Genomic DNA, 14,085 nt, shown 5'->3' on the forward strand with positions numbered 1-14,085 from the left:
TGATATTAGTTTTTTAATCCAACAATTTTCTTATATAGCCATGGAGAAATGACAAGTGATAGGATAGCTATCTTGCGAAAAGTAGTGAAATAAGCATCCTTCCATATTTCGCGTCGGTGCTGAACAATCCAATTCCTCAGCTCGGCTTTCTCCTTTTGATACTCTTCACGTGAAGTAAAGATAATTTTATCGTAAACTGTAATGTACGACCAACATTCTCTATTTATTAATTCGTATTTTAAATTAGGGAAGGCTTGTGAAACTTGAGCAATTATTTGCTTATAAACTTCTATTGTATCAAATACATATCGATTAACAGATGTCGTTGCACTTCCCTCACGATGATCATAATAATAAACAGGTTTGTCAATAAATACGCAACTGCATCTTGTCTTTAGTAGCAATTCAGTTAAAAATAAGGCATCTTCAGCTAGGTGATAATGTGTATTAAACTTTTCATCCGCAAGCAGGTCTCTCTTAAACAGTTTTGCGACTGGAAAAAATGACGTTCTGGTAGTCATCAATAGTTCCTTCATGGTTTCTTCTGTTGACCAGAGTTCTGTTTTTCCAGAATGTGGAGGTAGGTCTGTTACAATGCCGTTTTTAATATGGTGCAGAGGAGCAATTACAAAGCCTATGTTTTCCCCCTCAACTGCACTTGCTAAAGTAGCTAAGTAATCCTGGGTAACGAAATCATCGCTATCAATAAAGGTGATCCAAGCACCCGTCGCTAGCTGAATTCCCATATTTCTAGCATTTGAAACACCAGCATTTTCGATATGATAAACCTTGATATTCTCATACTGAGATGCTAAGTAATCACAGATCTGTCCGCTGGAATCGGCAGAACCATCGTTGATTAGAATTAGTTCAAAATTGGCATAAGTTTGTTGAAGAATCGACTCCACACATCGCTCCAGATAGGCTTCTACATTGTAGACTGGAACGATAACGCTAATTTTTTCTCCCATCATGCTCCATATTCTCCCTTGTATTCTGTATAAGACTTATCCATATCAGCTATGACAGCATCATGATGCGGTACTTGCTTGTCCGCTGGTGGTGGTGTCATATAGTCCCCAAAAGCAGTTCTGAGATAGGCATCATAACCGACTGGAATGGGCATCTCTGTTCCTTCAAATGGCAAGAAAAGATTGTCTTCAAAAGATGCGATTGGGTATTTGTTTCGCATGTAGCCAGGACCTGAGCATAATTCCGTGATTCCATCGCTCTCAGCCAGACTATACTTGGTCATTTCTTTTTCAGCTTTTTTCCAAATGCGATAGCGTAGAGATTTTGGAGTTAAACCGAGTAAGATGCGACTTCCCCATTTCATGACTGCACCATGCTTTTCTGGGATAGTTTGGGCGCAAAAGAGTGAATAAATCAAGGCCCAACGAACCTGTTTCTTACGCTCAGCTGGATTTTTCGGATAATAATCTAAAGGCAAAACATCCAAGGCCAAACCGTGGGGCAAATCCAAATCCTGCTGGTAAGGTTTGATACATGTGGTTTCCTTGTCACGAATGGTAATAAAAAGGTTACGGTCTACAAAATCCTTGTGACTCTTTGACAAGAAATAACGCTCATCTGCATAACGTGGCCACAGTTCTGCTAATTTTTCATAATCCTTACGTGGCATGAAAAAGTCTAAGTCATCATCCCAAGGAATGAAACCCTTATTACGAAGGGCGCCAATAGCTCCTCCACCACAGAGGTAGCATAACAAATCATGTTCTTTACAAAATGCGACGAAATATTCAGCCATTTCCAGACTACGAGCCTGAATCGCTTTCAAATCACTCATATCTCTCCTCTTCTGTCCAATAACGAGTTATATCATTTTATTATACCATAAAAAAGCTATAAAAATCTATCAGATAGTAAGAAAAACCAAAGCTCAGACCACCATTTCACTAGTGAATCAAACTTTGATTTTCATTTATCGCCTCTTATCTCATTCCCATTTGAGCGAGTTTTGTTTGGTATTTATTTTGATCGACAAGAAGTCCTTGCCCTCCATAGACATCATAAGCATCTACCCAGTCACCAAGTTCGGGTACCGTGAGTCTTTCAATGCCATTTTGAGCACCTTCTAGGACAGATAATCCATTGGTCAACAAGAAGCTATATGGTAGATTTGTTGATGTCATGCCAAAAACTTTTCCAAGTGCCTCTGATCCTGTAAAGAGCTTGGTTGGATCTTTAATCTGCTCAAGAACAGCTGACATGACTTGTTGTTGTCTCTTGGTACGACCATAGTCCCCTTCATCATCATCACGGAAACGAGCGTAGTTCAGCAAGGTGGATCCATTCATCTGCTGTTTTCCAACTTTAATGGTTTGGGTTGGCGACTCTGTCTCTGTTGCATGAAGGTCATCTCCAACTGTAGCTTCTGTCAGAGGTTGACCATTCAATGTTGAGAATTGAGCATCAATTGTTACTCCGTCAGGGAAGAGGGTATCAATAGCTGCTGCAAAGGCTTGAAAGTCAACTAGGGCATAGTACTTAATATCCAAGTCAAAGTTGTCTTTTAGAACCTTGCGGACCATTTCTGCCCCTTTTTGCCCTTCTTGTTCCCCAAGTTCATAAGCAACATTTAGTTTGTTATCCCTCTGTTTCTGGCCATTTACAATCTTACTATACCCGTCAATATAAACTAAGTTGTCACGCATAAAGCTGACTAGCTTGATCTTTTTATCCGATCCGCTGACATTTAGTACCATGATCGTATCGGTACGGGTTTCTGCACTATTTTGACCGATACGGCCATCTGTCCCCATGACTAGGATATTCACACCGTCTTTGGTATCCTGACCGTTAAAGACCTCTACTTGAGCTGCCTTGGCGTCAGCTGGCTTATTTGTTGGATTGGCCGCTGACTGGAACCCTCGAAGAAACATGAAAATCATCCCTGCAGCCACACATGTAATCAACAACAAGAACCAAGTCAGTATTCGTTTGAAGCGAATTCTTCTTTTTTTCTTTTTGACTTTAGGCAGAGGAGCTACCTTTTCACGTCTCTTAGATCGACTTCTACTGCCATAAGTCGGAAGATCAATATCTCTACCCCAAGTTTCTTCTTTTTCTTCTTGGTAGAAGTGGTGAACTTCAGACTTGGGACCTGTCATTTTTTGTTGCAGATAATCAAACTCCCTCCGTTCACGATCGTTGAGGTAATGAATATTTTTGAAGAGATAGTCATAACGTAACTGCTCGTGATGACTTAAAGGATTTTCTTTGCTCATTGACTCTCCTTTTCTATATCAGTTATGGTAAAAATCGGGTAGGTTCCCAGTATCTTGTGCTGAATCCCAATGGCCTCTAGTTCTTGTCTGGCAAAATGAATCAGTTCTTTGTCACTATAGTCTATATCGATAATGAAAAAGTATTCTCCCAAGGCTGTTTTAAGGGGGCGACTTTCAATCTTTGTTAAGTCAATCCCCCTCCAAGCAAAGGTCGAAAGTGCCTTGTAAAGAGCACCAGGTAGGTTGTCTGGTAAGGTCAAGGCCAAACTCATTTTTTCAGCTTGCGAGTTCAAAGGAATCTTCGGTATCTCTGCCCCTAACACCCAAAAACGTGTGAAATTGGCTTCCATCTCCTGAATATCCTCTGCAATTAATTCCAAGCCATATTCTTCGGCAGAACTTCTTGGTGCGATGGCTGCGTATGGCTGGTCTGGATGTTCTGAAATAAATCGAGCTGCATAGGCAGTACTAGCGGTTACCTCTATTTTAGCATCTGGATAGTGTGCATCAATGAACCTCTTTCCTTGAGCTAGAGCCTGAGGATGAGAAAAGATCTTTTCAATTTTTGACTGACTTGGAACCACCATCAACTGCTGGTGAATAGGCTGGACGATTTCTGCAACTGCTTGGATACGAGCCTGATGAAAAAGGTAATCCAAGGTTTCATGAACACTACCCTCGATAGAATTTTCAACTGGCACCACAGAATAATCCACCAAGCCTTGCTCATAAGCTTTGATAACATCTGTGATATTGGCAAAAGCCTGCAATTCCTCTTTGGGAAAGGCTGTCTGCACAACATGATGCGAAAAAGATCCCTTGGGACCTAGAAAGGCAATTTTCATCTCAGCTCCTCTATAATTTCCTCTTGGCTTAGCTTGGTCACATCTAGAACCCGACTGGCTACTTCCTCATACCGAGCCTGTCTTTCTTGAAAAATCTCTCGCAACTCTTCCTTACTGTTGTTGAGAAAAAGTGGCCGTCGATTGTCTTTATCAGCTGCGATACGTTGGTAGAGGGTTTCAAAATCGGCTTTTAGATAGATATTATCAGCATTTTGTTTGAGCAAGTCACGATTTCTCTGAGAAATGACAACCCCTCCGCCAGTTGACACAACGTGATCCGTTTTTAGTAAGTCAGCTAGCACTTCTGACTCTACTTGACGAAAGGCCTCTTCTCCCTTTTCAGCGAAAAAATCCGCAATGGACATGCCCAAACGTTCCTCGATTAAGGCATCCATATCGATGTAGTCTGGGTCCAATCCTCTAGCGATTGTCGACTTGCCTGCCCCCATAAATCCGAGTAATACCTTAGCCATGAATCAAGCTCTCCAAATCATCAAAGAAGCTAGGATAGCTGGTATTGATGGCTTCAGCACGGTCAAGTTCCACTTCTCCATCTGCAACCAAGAGGGCTGCGATGGCTGTCATCATTCCGATACGATGGTCACCAAACGTATTGACTCTAGCGCCATGAAGGGTTGATTTCCCTTTGATAATCATCCCATCTGCTGTAGGAGTGATATCCGCTCCCATACTATTTAAAGCATCTGCCACCACCTGAATGCGGTCGGTTTCCTTAACCTTGAGTTCTTCAGCATCCTTAATGACCGTTACACCTTGCGCTTGGGTCGCTAGAAGGGCAATAATAGGCAATTCATCAATCAAGCGTGGAATCAAGGCTCCACCAATCTCTGTTCCTTTCAGGTCTGAAGACTCGACAGTCAGCGTTGCAGATTTAGCGATTGGGTCGATTTCAGTTATTTCTAATTTTCCACCCATGGCACGAATGACATCAATAATACCAGTACGCGTTTCATTGATCCCCACATTCTGTAGCACCACACGAGAGTTTGGCACAATCAAACCAGCGATCAACCAAAAGGCGGCACTGGAAATATCTCCTGGAACAACTACCTTTTGTCCTGTCAGTTTTTGTGGTCCTTGGACTGTGATCTTTTTGCCATCCACACTTAAATGACCACCAAATTGCTGAAGCATATCTTCGGTGTGGTTACGAGTACATTCTTTCTCGAGAATAACGGACTCCCCCTGAGCCTGCAAGGCTGCAAATATCAAGGCAGACTTGACCTGAGCAGAGGCGATTGGCAACTCATAGTGAATTGGTGTTAGGTTTTTAGTACCTTTCAAGTGCAGAGGAGGCAAGTCTCGCTCTGTTTGACCAGAAATGCTGACGCCCATTTTTTTCAGAGGAATCGTCACACGGTCCATAGGGCGTTTAGAAAGACTATCATCTCCAAACATCTCTACTTCGAAGTCTGCACCAGCAAGGACACCTGAAATCAGGCGAATCGAAGTGCCAGAATTCCCCATATCCAAGGCGTTCTGCGGAGCTTTTAAGGCATCCATGCCTACACCTTGAATGGTAATAACCCCATCTTTGTCCTCAATTTTAACACCAAGGTCACGAAAAACCTGCATGGTTGAGAGCACATCCTCTCCACGCAGAATATCATATACCTTGGTTTCTCCCTCAGCCAAACTTCCAAAAATAATCGAACGGTGGCTGATAGACTTGTCACCTGGAACTCGGATACTGCCATGTAAGTGGCGAATGTTTGTTTTTAGTTTCATAGTTGACCTCATACTTGCAATACTTTTCTTATTTTATCACAAAAAAGCCAGAAATTCCTGAAATTTCTGGCTTTTATACAGATAAAATACTATTTCAATAATTCTGAAACAGGTTCAAAGACAATTTTTTCAATGTCTGAAAGGTAAATGGACAATTGTTGCTGTTTGGCAAAGAAGTCCGACAAGAGGGCATTCCCTTGAATGAGATTGCTGAAAGTTTGCATTTTTTCTTGGAAAGAGGCGTCTGGCATTTGTCCCGTTTGCGCCATGACTTGGATTTCTTGCTGGAAGGCGATATAGTCTGCAAAAATCTTGCTAGCTTGTTCATCAGCTTGGATGGCATCATTGGCTGCCTTAACTGCCTTGTATTCTGGTAATTCGCGTAACCCACGGCTGAGTTCATTTGCACTATCGTAAATATTTGACATGATTTTCTCCTTATTTGATGATGACTGTATAGTCTGTATTTTCTGTAATTAAGCGCTCAGCTCGTTCCAGATCTTGAGCGTTTTTAAATGAAATTTGTAGAATCCCGTGAACATCCTCACGGTTTTCTTCGTTAATGTGGATGTTGACCAAGGAAGTTCCACGTAGCAGTTCCAAAATCCTCAAGATAACATCTTCTTCATCGGGAACGTCGACATAGAGATCGTAAGAGCTATCCACACCGCCGCGCTTATGGATTTCCATGGCCTGACGTTGCTCACGTGCTTGATTGAAAAAGTTCCAGATTTGCTCTTCATCTCCCTTGCTGATGGCTTGTCCAACCTCATCCAAACGCTCCTTAAAATCCTCAATTCGCTCTAGAATAGTCTCACGATTGGACAAGAGAATAGAAGTCCACATACCTGGCTCGCTTTCCGCGATCCGAGTCATATCTCGAAAACCACCCGCCGCAAAGCGTCTTGCCATCTCATGTTCTTGAGCATAGAGCGCTGTCTGCTCCATGAGGCTGGAAGCCAGAATATGTGGAAAATGACTAATCTGAGAAGTGACCCGATCATGCTCCTTGGCATCAATCTCGATAAAGCGAGCATGAAGACCTGAAAGCAGATCCTTCATTTCCTCAAGCGTATCAGGACTTGTCAGGCTCGAAGGTGTGAAGATATAGTAGGCATTTTCAAAGAGATTAACATCCGCAGAAGCAGCTCCTGTCTTGTGGCTACCAGCCATGGGATGGGCCCCGACAAATCGAACAGGCTTGCCAGCCAAATACTTCTCCGCTGCATCCACAATGGCTGACTTGGTTGAGCCCGCATCCGAGATAATGACGCCTTCTTTCAAGTCTAAATCTGCCAGCTCCTTAATAAAAGCAATGGTCTGCTTGATTGGCAAGGTCAGAATAATGATATCTGCCAGAGGAGCGAAACTGGCAAAATCATCCGTCGCACGGTCTATCATTCCTCGCTCTAAGGCAATGTCTCTCGAAGCCCGACTGCGATTATAACCCAAAATTTCATAATCCGAATGATCGCGCTTGATACCGAGTGCCATCGAAGCACCAATCAAACCGAGACCTGCGATATAGATGGTTTTTGCCATAAGGACTCCTTAATAGTTCTTTGTATAGTCTCGGTGCTTGGCAACTGCCTCTTTTAATTCTTCAAGATTATCTGATGAGAATTTTTCAAGGATTTCTTGCGCCAGAACCGTTGCTACAACGGCTTCCATAACTACTCCAGCCGCAGGCAGAGCGGTTGGATCACTTCTCTCCACAGTTGCCTTGTAAGGTTCGTGAGTCTCGATATCCACACTCATCAATGGTTTATAGAGAGTGGGAATGGGTTTCATGACACCTCGAACAACAATTGGTTGCCCATTGGTCATACCACCTTCGAAACCACCTAGATTATTGGTACGGCGAGTATAACCGTCTTCTTTAGACCAGAGAATTTCATCCATAACCTGGCTGCCTTTTCGGTAACCAGCTTCAAATCCAAGACCAAATTCCACCCCTTTAAAGGCATTGATAGAAACAACTGCTTGGGCCAATCGCGCATCTAATTTTCTGTCCCATTGAACATAGGATCCAAGGCCAACTGGAACACCTCCGACGACTGTCTCCACAACACCACCGATGGTATCACCGTCACGTTTGATTTGGTCAATATAATCCTTGATTTCTTGTTCTCGTTCTTGGTTGACAATAGAAACTTCAGACTGGGCAGCTCGTTCCTTAATCTCAGCGACTGTTAGATCTTCAGGAACATCGATTCCCTTACCACCAAAGACCACGACATGGTTGGCAATCTCCATATCTAGCTCAGCTAAGAGACGTTTGGCTACCGCCCCAACAGCTACTCGCATGGTTGTTTCACGAGCTGATGAACGTTCCAAAGAATTTCGCAAATCATCAAAACGGTACTTGATCCCCCCAACCAAATCGGCATGTCCTGGCCGAGGATGAGTGATTTTCCGTTTGCTTTTAAGGCGGTCTTCGATGTCTTCTGCAGACATGATATCTAGCCATTTTTGGTGGTCTTTATTGACGACATTCATGGTAATAGGAGCCCCAGTCGTTTTCCCGTGTCGAACACCCGACGTAAAGACAACCTGATCACTCTCAATCTTCATACGACCACCACGACCGTAGCCACCCTGACGGCGTTTAAGGTCCCCATTAATATCCTCAGCTGTCAAAGGAAGTCCAGCTGGAATTCCCTCAATGATAGCTGTCAGACGGGGACCGTGTGATTCTCCTGCAGTTAAATATCTCATACGTTCTCCTTATTTTACCAAGTAGTCTTTCATCTCTTCTAGGGAAACAGGGTGAATGCTCGCCGAACCAAGCTCTGGCACCAAGACCAATTTCAAAGTATTTCCACGTGCTTTTTTATCATGAGTCAAAGCTTGATAAAGTTTATCAACATCCCAGTTTTCATAGTCAATAGGCAAACCAAATTTCTGACACATAGCTGTGATGGACTGGGTTATGCCAGCTGGCATGAGGCCTTTTTCCTCAGCAACCTTGGAAATCTGAACCATGCCCATGGCCACAGCTTCTCCATGCATGACCTTGCCATAACCGGCAGTCGCTTCAATGGCATGGCCAATAGTGTGCCCAAAATTGAGGTAAAGGCGAACACCATTATCCAACTCATCCTCAACCACCATCTTGCGCTTAACCTGACAAGAATGTTCAATCAAAGTCTCTGCATGTTCCAGAATGCTCTCTACAGAACCATCTAGTTCCGTTAAGAGAGCCCAAAGTTCTGGATTCTCGATCAAGCCATACTTGATGACCTCACCCATCCCTTCAATCAACTCTCTTTTTCCGAGTGTATCAAGGACCAGCGGGTCAATCAGAACCCCATCTTGGTTGAGCAAAAGTTCCCACCATATTTTTAGCAAAAGGAGTATTGACACCTGTCTTTCCACCGATAGAAGAATCAACCTGGGCTGTCAAACTAGTCGGAATCTGAACAAAGTGAATCCCCCGCATATAGGTTGAGGCCACAAAGCCAGCTAGATCTCCAACGACACCACCACCGAGAGCCACGATTCCATCGCTACGTGTCAAACCCTGCTTAACTAGAAATTCATAAACTTTCTGAACAGTGGTTAAATTCTTTCTTTCTTCACCTTCTAAGAAATCAAAAACAGCTACCTGAAAACCAGCATCTTCTAGGCTGAGTTTAACCTTCTCTGCATAGAGAGAAGCTACATGGTTATCGGTCACAATGACTACCTTTTGAGGTTGCCAAAGTTCTTTCAACCATTGACCAGTCTGAGCCAAACAACCTTTTTCAATCTGAATATCATAGGGATGATGCGGAATATCAATTCTGATTTTCATAGTAGGGTCTCCTTTTCACTATTTATATTTTTCTGTTAAGGACTGCCAAATCTCGTCTGTCGGCATTTCTTTACCTGTCCACAATTGAAAAGCTTCAGCAGCTTGATAGAGCAACATTCCCAGACCATTGACGGCTGGATTGCCCTGGCTTCTAGCCCATTTCAAAAATGGCGTCTCAAAGGGTCGGTAAATGATATCTGCGACCAAGAGAGCCTTTGGCAAATTGATGCTTTCAGGAACTGGGGACGACTGACCATCCATCCCCACACTAGTCGCATTGACGAGCAGGTCCGACTCAGCAATCCTTGCTTGCAGTTCAGAAAGATTTTCTAAAGCATACAAGTCCACTTTAAAGCCTGTCTGCTCCTGCAACTTGTCTAGGTAAGGTCTTGTTTTTTCCATGGAAACTGAACGAACAAAGACTGAAACCTGACTGACACCATCCAAAATAGCCTGTGCCAAAATGGACTTGGCCGCACCACCTGCTCCCAGAATGGTCATTTTCTTATCCGAGATTGTAAAAGAAGGCAAGCTCTTAAAAAATCCCTTGCCATCTGTATTATATCCAATTAACGTTCCATCTTGATTAACAACTGTGTTGACCGCCCCAATCAAACGAGCCTCATCACTCAACTCATCCAGATAAGGAATAACCTGCTCCTTGTAAGGCATAGACAGGTTGATGCCAAACATCTGGTAACGGCGAATATTGGCGACTGTTTCTGCCAAGTCACCCGCTTCAATCTCCCAAGCTACATAGGCACCATTGGTAGCTGTCGCCTCAAAGGCCCTATTGTGGATAAAGGGGGAAATAGAGTGTTTGATGGGATTGGCAACAACTGCAGCTAAACGTGTATAGCCATCAAGCTTCATCCAAAATCTCCCTGATTTTCTTCATGTTTGATAGAGAAATCTGACCTGGGGCACTCGCTTCATCTAGACTAGCAAAGGACCAACTCGAACCCGTCACATCTGAAGTGATACGAGATACCTTGCCCATTTTCCCCATGGAAATGGTCACGTAGTCTTGTTCAGGATTGAGTGTTTTAAATCCTCGTGTGTAGTTCATCAGGTCTAAAACATCCTGCTCCGTATGGGCCATGACAGATACCTTGACCACTTTTGGAGAAAGACTGGTCAACTCAGACAGGATTTCCATCATGTTTTCAGGTGTCTCTTGAAAATTATGGTAACTCAAAACCAGATTTGGAAAATCCAACATTTCCTCAAATACATCCTTGTAGCTGAAGTACTCAAAATCCACATAGTCTGGTTGATAGAGTTGAGTGACTTCCTTGATGATTTGAACATACTCCTCAGAAGACAGTTCGATTTCTCCTCCCTCAGAGCGAGTCCGAAGGGTAAAGACCAGTTCGCGGCCTGCGAATTTCTCAAAGATTGCAGGTGCTACCTGTAAAATGGCTTCCTTGGCGAGGAAGTCTGCACGCCACTCGATGATATCGGCATCTTCATACCGTGTGGCATCCAGTTCTTGCGCTTCTTCTAAACTTCTTGGCATTACTGAAACGATTAATTTCATCTACTAACCTTCATACTAATCACCTTGAGGTAATTACTGCTTTCATCTTTTTTATTATAGGCAAAGTCTGCTGGAAGACCATATTGGTTTAAGATCTGATATTTTCTTCCTGCAAAACCTTTATCAATTTGTTCTGTAAATTTCTGACGGGAAACATTGGCAGCATTGGTACTGGCAATGATAATGCCTCCCAGATTTAAAATCTCTAGACTTTGGGAAATCAGCTTGTGATAGTCCTTAGCTACAGAAAAAGTTTGTTTTTTATTGCGAGCAAAGCTCGGCGGATCAAGCACAATCACATCATAGGTCAAGCCTTTTCGCTTAGCATACTTGAAGTACTCAAAAACGTCCATGACGATAAAACTGTGATTGTCCGTACTGAATCCATTTGCCTGAAAATGAGCTTCTGATAGCTCTCTCGATCGTTTGGCCAAGTCGACAGAAGTCGTCTCACTGGCGCCTCCCATAGCTGCAGCAACTGAAAAGGCAGCCGTATAGGAAAACATATTGAGCAAGGATTTACCCATGGCTAGACCATCCACCAAACTCCCACGAACCTCATGTTGGTCCAGAAAAATACCTGTCATCAAGCCATCATTCATAAAGACTTGATAGAGCACGCCATTCTCAAGAACAGTAAAATAGTCTGGCGCTTCCTCACCATAAACATGGGCAGACTCGTAATCTAGACCTTTAAAACGAATCTTTTCGTACGCTCCCAAGACCTCAGGAAAAACTTCCTTAAAAGCCTTTACTATCAACTTCCGAATCTGGTAAACAAACGAGTTGTACCACGAAAAGACAGCATAATCTCCGTAGAGATCGATAGTCAGGCCACCAAAACCATCCCCCTCTTGGTTAAAAAGGCGAAAGGCAGTAGTCAAGTCATCTTGATAATAAGGCATTCTAGCTTCCTTTGCCTTACGAAACAGAGATTCAAAGAAGATTTGGCTAAAGCTAACCTTTTCCTTGCTGATGAACCAACCAATTCCCTTGTTCTGTTGAGAAAGATAGGCACTCCCTAAAAACTTCCCGTCTTGACTAAGAACTTCTACTGCCTGATCCGTCAGATCAATATCTCTTAAATCACTTGCGTCCAAAAGAACTAGACCCTTAGCTAGCTTTTTTTCAACACGTCTGCTGACCCTAATTCTATTCATAGCTACTATTATAGCAAATTTTATGACAATTCTCAAAAAAGAAACCGCTTATCCATTTTTACTTTAGTTTACTAAGTGCCATTTTTGTTAAAATAAGTTTACTCAATTTATTTTTTCTCCTAAACATTATTTCTCTAGCAATGGGAAGGAAATAGTGTCTTTAAAAATAGACAAAAACAGAAATGAGTATAGAATCTTGCGCAAACGTTTGCGTAGTTCTGGACTTTATGGTAGAATATAACACATCATTGATAAGTAAGAGGAAAAACAATGCAAAATCAGACACTTATGCAATACTTTGAGTGGTATCTCCCCCACGACGGACAACACTGGACACGATTGGCAGATGACGCAGAACACCTAGCAAACCTCGGTATCAGTCATGTCTGGATGCCACCTGCTTTCAAGGCCACCAACGAAAAAGATGTAGGCTATGGCGTTTACGATCTTTTTGATCTAGGTGAATTTAACCAAAAAGGAGCTGTCCGTACTAAGTATGGGTTCAAAAAAGACTATCTTCAAGCCATTCAAGCCTTAAAGGCTCAGGGAATTCGACCTATGGCCGATGTGGTGCTCAATCACAAGGCCGCAGCCGATCACATGGAATCCTTTCAGGTTATTGAAGTGGATCCTGAGGACCGTACCGTTCAACTAAGCGAGCCCTTCACTATCAATGGCTGGACTCACTTCACTTTTGATGGACGTCAGAAAACCTATAATGACTTTGAATGGCACTGGTATCACTTTACAGGTACAGACTACGATGCCAAACGCCGTAAGTCTGGCATTTACCTGATCCAAGGAGACAATAAAGGTTGGGCAAACGAGGAATTGGTCGATAACGAAAACGGAAACTACGACTACCTCATGTATGCTGACCTGGACTTTAAGCACCCTGAAGTCATCCAAAACATCTATGACTGGGCTGACTGGTTCATGGAAACGACTGGTGTGGCGGGTTTCCGCTTGGATGCCGTTAAGCACATTGACTCCTTCTTTATGGCCAATTTCATCCGTGATATGAAGGAAAAATACGGTGAGGATTTCTATGTTTTTGGGGAATTTTGGAATCCAGACAAAGAAGCTAATCTGGACTATCTTGAGAAAATTGAGGAGCGCTTTGACCTTGTGGATGTTCGTCTTCACCAAAATCTCTTTGAAGCCAGTCAAGCTGGAGCAAGCTACGACCTCCGTACTATCTTTACTGATAGCTTGGTTGAACTCAAGCCTGACAAGGCTGTCACTTTCGTTGACAACCATGATACTCAACGAGGACAAGCCCTTGAGTCTACTGTTGAAGAATGGTTCAAACCAGCAGCCTATGCCCTTATTCTATTACGCAAAGATGGGCTTCCATGTGTCTTTTACGGAGATTATTACGGTATTTCAGGGCAATTTGCTCAACAAGATTTCAGAGAAGTTCTTGACCGTCTCCTAGCCATCCGAAAAGACTTGGCCTATGGAGAGCAAACAGACTACTTTGACGATGCCAACTGTATAGGTTGGGTTCGTTCAGGTGCTGAACATCAATCCCCAATCGCTGTCCTTATCTCAAATGACCAAGAAAACAGCAAGTCTATGTTTGTTGGTCAAGAATGGGCTAACCAAACCTTTGTAGATTTACTTGGAAATCACCAAGACCTAGTCACAATTGATGCTGACGGTTATGGAGATTTTCCAGTAGCAGCGGGTTCAGTCAGTGTCTGGGCGGCAAAATAAACCTATCAGTTACAAGTCAAATCCAACC

Annotated in this window: 13 protein-coding genes and 1 pseudogene; 1 reads left to right on the forward strand and 13 read right to left on the reverse strand. The window is 43.1% G+C overall.

Translation table 11 applies throughout. The features are described 5' to 3' along the window. Nucleotides 1–5 precede the first annotated feature (5 nt). From HMPREF9188_RS06440 to HMPREF9188_RS06500, 13 genes and pseudogenes are all read right to left on the reverse strand, one after another. Entirely contained in the window at nt 6–974 is a 969-nt protein-coding gene (locus tag HMPREF9188_RS06440; RefSeq protein WP_009730303.1) for a glycosyltransferase family 2 protein, read from the reverse strand. Continuing rightward, entirely contained in the window at nt 971–1,807 is an 837-nt protein-coding gene (locus tag HMPREF9188_RS06445; protein WP_009730304.1) for a LicD family protein, read from the reverse strand. Before HMPREF9188_RS06445 ends, HMPREF9188_RS06440 begins: the two co-directional genes overlap by 4 nt. Before the next feature lie 145 nt (nt 1,808–1,952). Further along, complete coding sequence (locus tag HMPREF9188_RS06450) at nt 1,953–3,248, reverse strand: LCP family protein (protein WP_000032327.1); 1,296 nt, start codon at nt 3,246–3,248, stop codon at nt 1,953–1,955. Then, nucleotides 3,245–4,093, reverse strand: coding sequence for a prephenate dehydratase (gene pheA, locus HMPREF9188_RS06455; protein ID WP_009730305.1), 849 nt, complete (start codon nt 4,091–4,093; stop codon nt 3,245–3,247). Before pheA ends, HMPREF9188_RS06450 begins: the two co-directional genes overlap by 4 nt. Continuing rightward, on the reverse strand, nt 4,090–4,566 hold the full coding sequence (locus tag HMPREF9188_RS06460) for a shikimate kinase (RefSeq protein ID WP_009730306.1): 477 nt from the start codon (nt 4,564–4,566) through the stop codon (nt 4,090–4,092). The genes pheA and HMPREF9188_RS06460 overlap by 4 nt, the downstream gene beginning before the upstream one ends. Continuing rightward, nucleotides 4,559–5,842 carry a 3-phosphoshikimate 1-carboxyvinyltransferase gene (gene aroA / locus HMPREF9188_RS06465; RefSeq protein ID WP_009730307.1) on the reverse strand — a complete coding sequence of 428 codons (1,284 nt, stop codon included), beginning with the start codon at nt 5,840–5,842 and terminating at the stop codon, nt 4,559–4,561. The genes HMPREF9188_RS06460 and aroA overlap by 8 nt, the downstream gene beginning before the upstream one ends. Nucleotides 5,843–5,931: 89 nt before the next feature. Then, the gene (locus HMPREF9188_RS06470) at nt 5,932–6,270 is read right to left on the reverse strand and encodes a YlbF/YmcA family competence regulator (protein WP_009730308.1); all 339 of its coding nucleotides are present in this window, start codon (nt 6,268–6,270) and stop codon (nt 5,932–5,934) included. 10 nt (nt 6,271–6,280) lie between these two features. Beyond that, nucleotides 6,281–7,384 (reverse strand): prephenate dehydrogenase, encoded by a 1,104-nt coding sequence (locus HMPREF9188_RS06475; protein ID WP_009730309.1) that lies wholly within the window; start codon nt 7,382–7,384, stop codon nt 6,281–6,283. A 9-nt stretch (nt 7,385–7,393) separates the two neighbouring features. Further along, a complete protein-coding gene (aroC, locus tag HMPREF9188_RS06480) occupies nt 7,394–8,560 on the reverse strand; it encodes a chorismate synthase (RefSeq protein WP_009730310.1) in 1,167 nt (388 codons plus the stop codon). Between the two features lie 9 nt (nt 8,561–8,569). Then, a pseudogene (gene aroB, locus HMPREF9188_RS06485) lies at nt 8,570–9,638 on the reverse strand (3-dehydroquinate synthase). A gap of 18 nt (nt 9,639–9,656) precedes the next feature. After that, entirely contained in the window at nt 9,657–10,511 is an 855-nt protein-coding gene (locus tag HMPREF9188_RS06490; RefSeq protein WP_009730313.1) for a shikimate dehydrogenase, read from the reverse strand. After that, the gene (gene aroD / locus HMPREF9188_RS06495) at nt 10,501–11,178 is read right to left on the reverse strand and encodes a type I 3-dehydroquinate dehydratase (RefSeq protein ID WP_000767777.1); all 678 of its coding nucleotides are present in this window, start codon (nt 11,176–11,178) and stop codon (nt 10,501–10,503) included. Before aroD ends, HMPREF9188_RS06490 begins: the two co-directional genes overlap by 11 nt. Beyond that, nucleotides 11,175–12,338, reverse strand: a complete 1,164-nt coding sequence (locus HMPREF9188_RS06500; RefSeq protein WP_009730314.1) for a class I SAM-dependent rRNA methyltransferase — start codon at nt 12,336–12,338, stop codon at nt 11,175–11,177. The genes aroD and HMPREF9188_RS06500 overlap by 4 nt, the downstream gene beginning before the upstream one ends. 270 nt (nt 12,339–12,608) lie before the next feature. Between HMPREF9188_RS06500 and HMPREF9188_RS06505 the strand changes: the two genes are divergently transcribed. Continuing rightward, the gene (locus HMPREF9188_RS06505; RefSeq protein WP_009730315.1) at nt 12,609–14,057 is read left to right on the forward strand and encodes an alpha-amylase; all 1,449 of its coding nucleotides are present in this window, start codon (nt 12,609–12,611) and stop codon (nt 14,055–14,057) included. Nucleotides 14,058–14,085: the final 28 nt, after the last annotated feature.

The sequence above is a fragment of the Streptococcus sp. F0441 genome, assembly GCF_000314775.2.
Taxonomy (GTDB): domain Bacteria; phylum Bacillota; class Bacilli; order Lactobacillales; family Streptococcaceae; genus Streptococcus.

Coding starts and splice junctions, on each gene's coding strand:
- HMPREF9188_RS06500 (WP_009730314.1), bottom strand. CDS start 12,338: ATGAATAGAATTAGGGTCAGCAGACGTGTTGAAAAAAAGCTAGCTAAG.
- HMPREF9188_RS06475 (WP_009730309.1), bottom strand. CDS start 7,384: ATGGCAAAAACCATCTATATCGCAGGTCTCGGTTTGATTGGTGCTTCG.
- aroD (WP_000767777.1), bottom strand. CDS start 11,178: ATGAAATTAATCGTTTCAGTAATGCCAAGAAGTTTAGAAGAAGCGCAA.
- HMPREF9188_RS06445 (WP_009730304.1), bottom strand. CDS start 1,807: ATGAGTGATTTGAAAGCGATTCAGGCTCGTAGTCTGGAAATGGCTGAA.
- HMPREF9188_RS06505 (WP_009730315.1), top strand. CDS start 12,609: ATGCAAAATCAGACACTTATGCAATACTTTGAGTGGTATCTCCCCCAC.
- pheA (WP_009730305.1), bottom strand. CDS start 4,093: ATGAAAATTGCCTTTCTAGGTCCCAAGGGATCTTTTTCGCATCATGTT.
- HMPREF9188_RS06490 (WP_009730313.1), bottom strand. CDS start 10,511: ATGAAGCTTGATGGCTATACACGTTTAGCTGCAGTTGTTGCCAATCCC.
- aroA (WP_009730307.1), bottom strand. CDS start 5,842: ATGAAACTAAAAACAAACATTCGCCACTTACATGGCAGTATCCGAGTT.
- HMPREF9188_RS06450 (WP_000032327.1), bottom strand. CDS start 3,248: ATGAGCAAAGAAAATCCTTTAAGTCATCACGAGCAGTTACGTTATGAC.
- HMPREF9188_RS06440 (WP_009730303.1), bottom strand. CDS start 974: ATGATGGGAGAAAAAATTAGCGTTATCGTTCCAGTCTACAATGTAGAA.
- HMPREF9188_RS06470 (WP_009730308.1), bottom strand. CDS start 6,270: ATGTCAAATATTTACGATAGTGCAAATGAACTCAGCCGTGGGTTACGC.
- HMPREF9188_RS06460 (WP_009730306.1), bottom strand. CDS start 4,566: ATGGCTAAGGTATTACTCGGATTTATGGGGGCAGGCAAGTCGACAATC.
- aroC (WP_009730310.1), bottom strand. CDS start 8,560: ATGAGATATTTAACTGCAGGAGAATCACACGGTCCCCGTCTGACAGCT.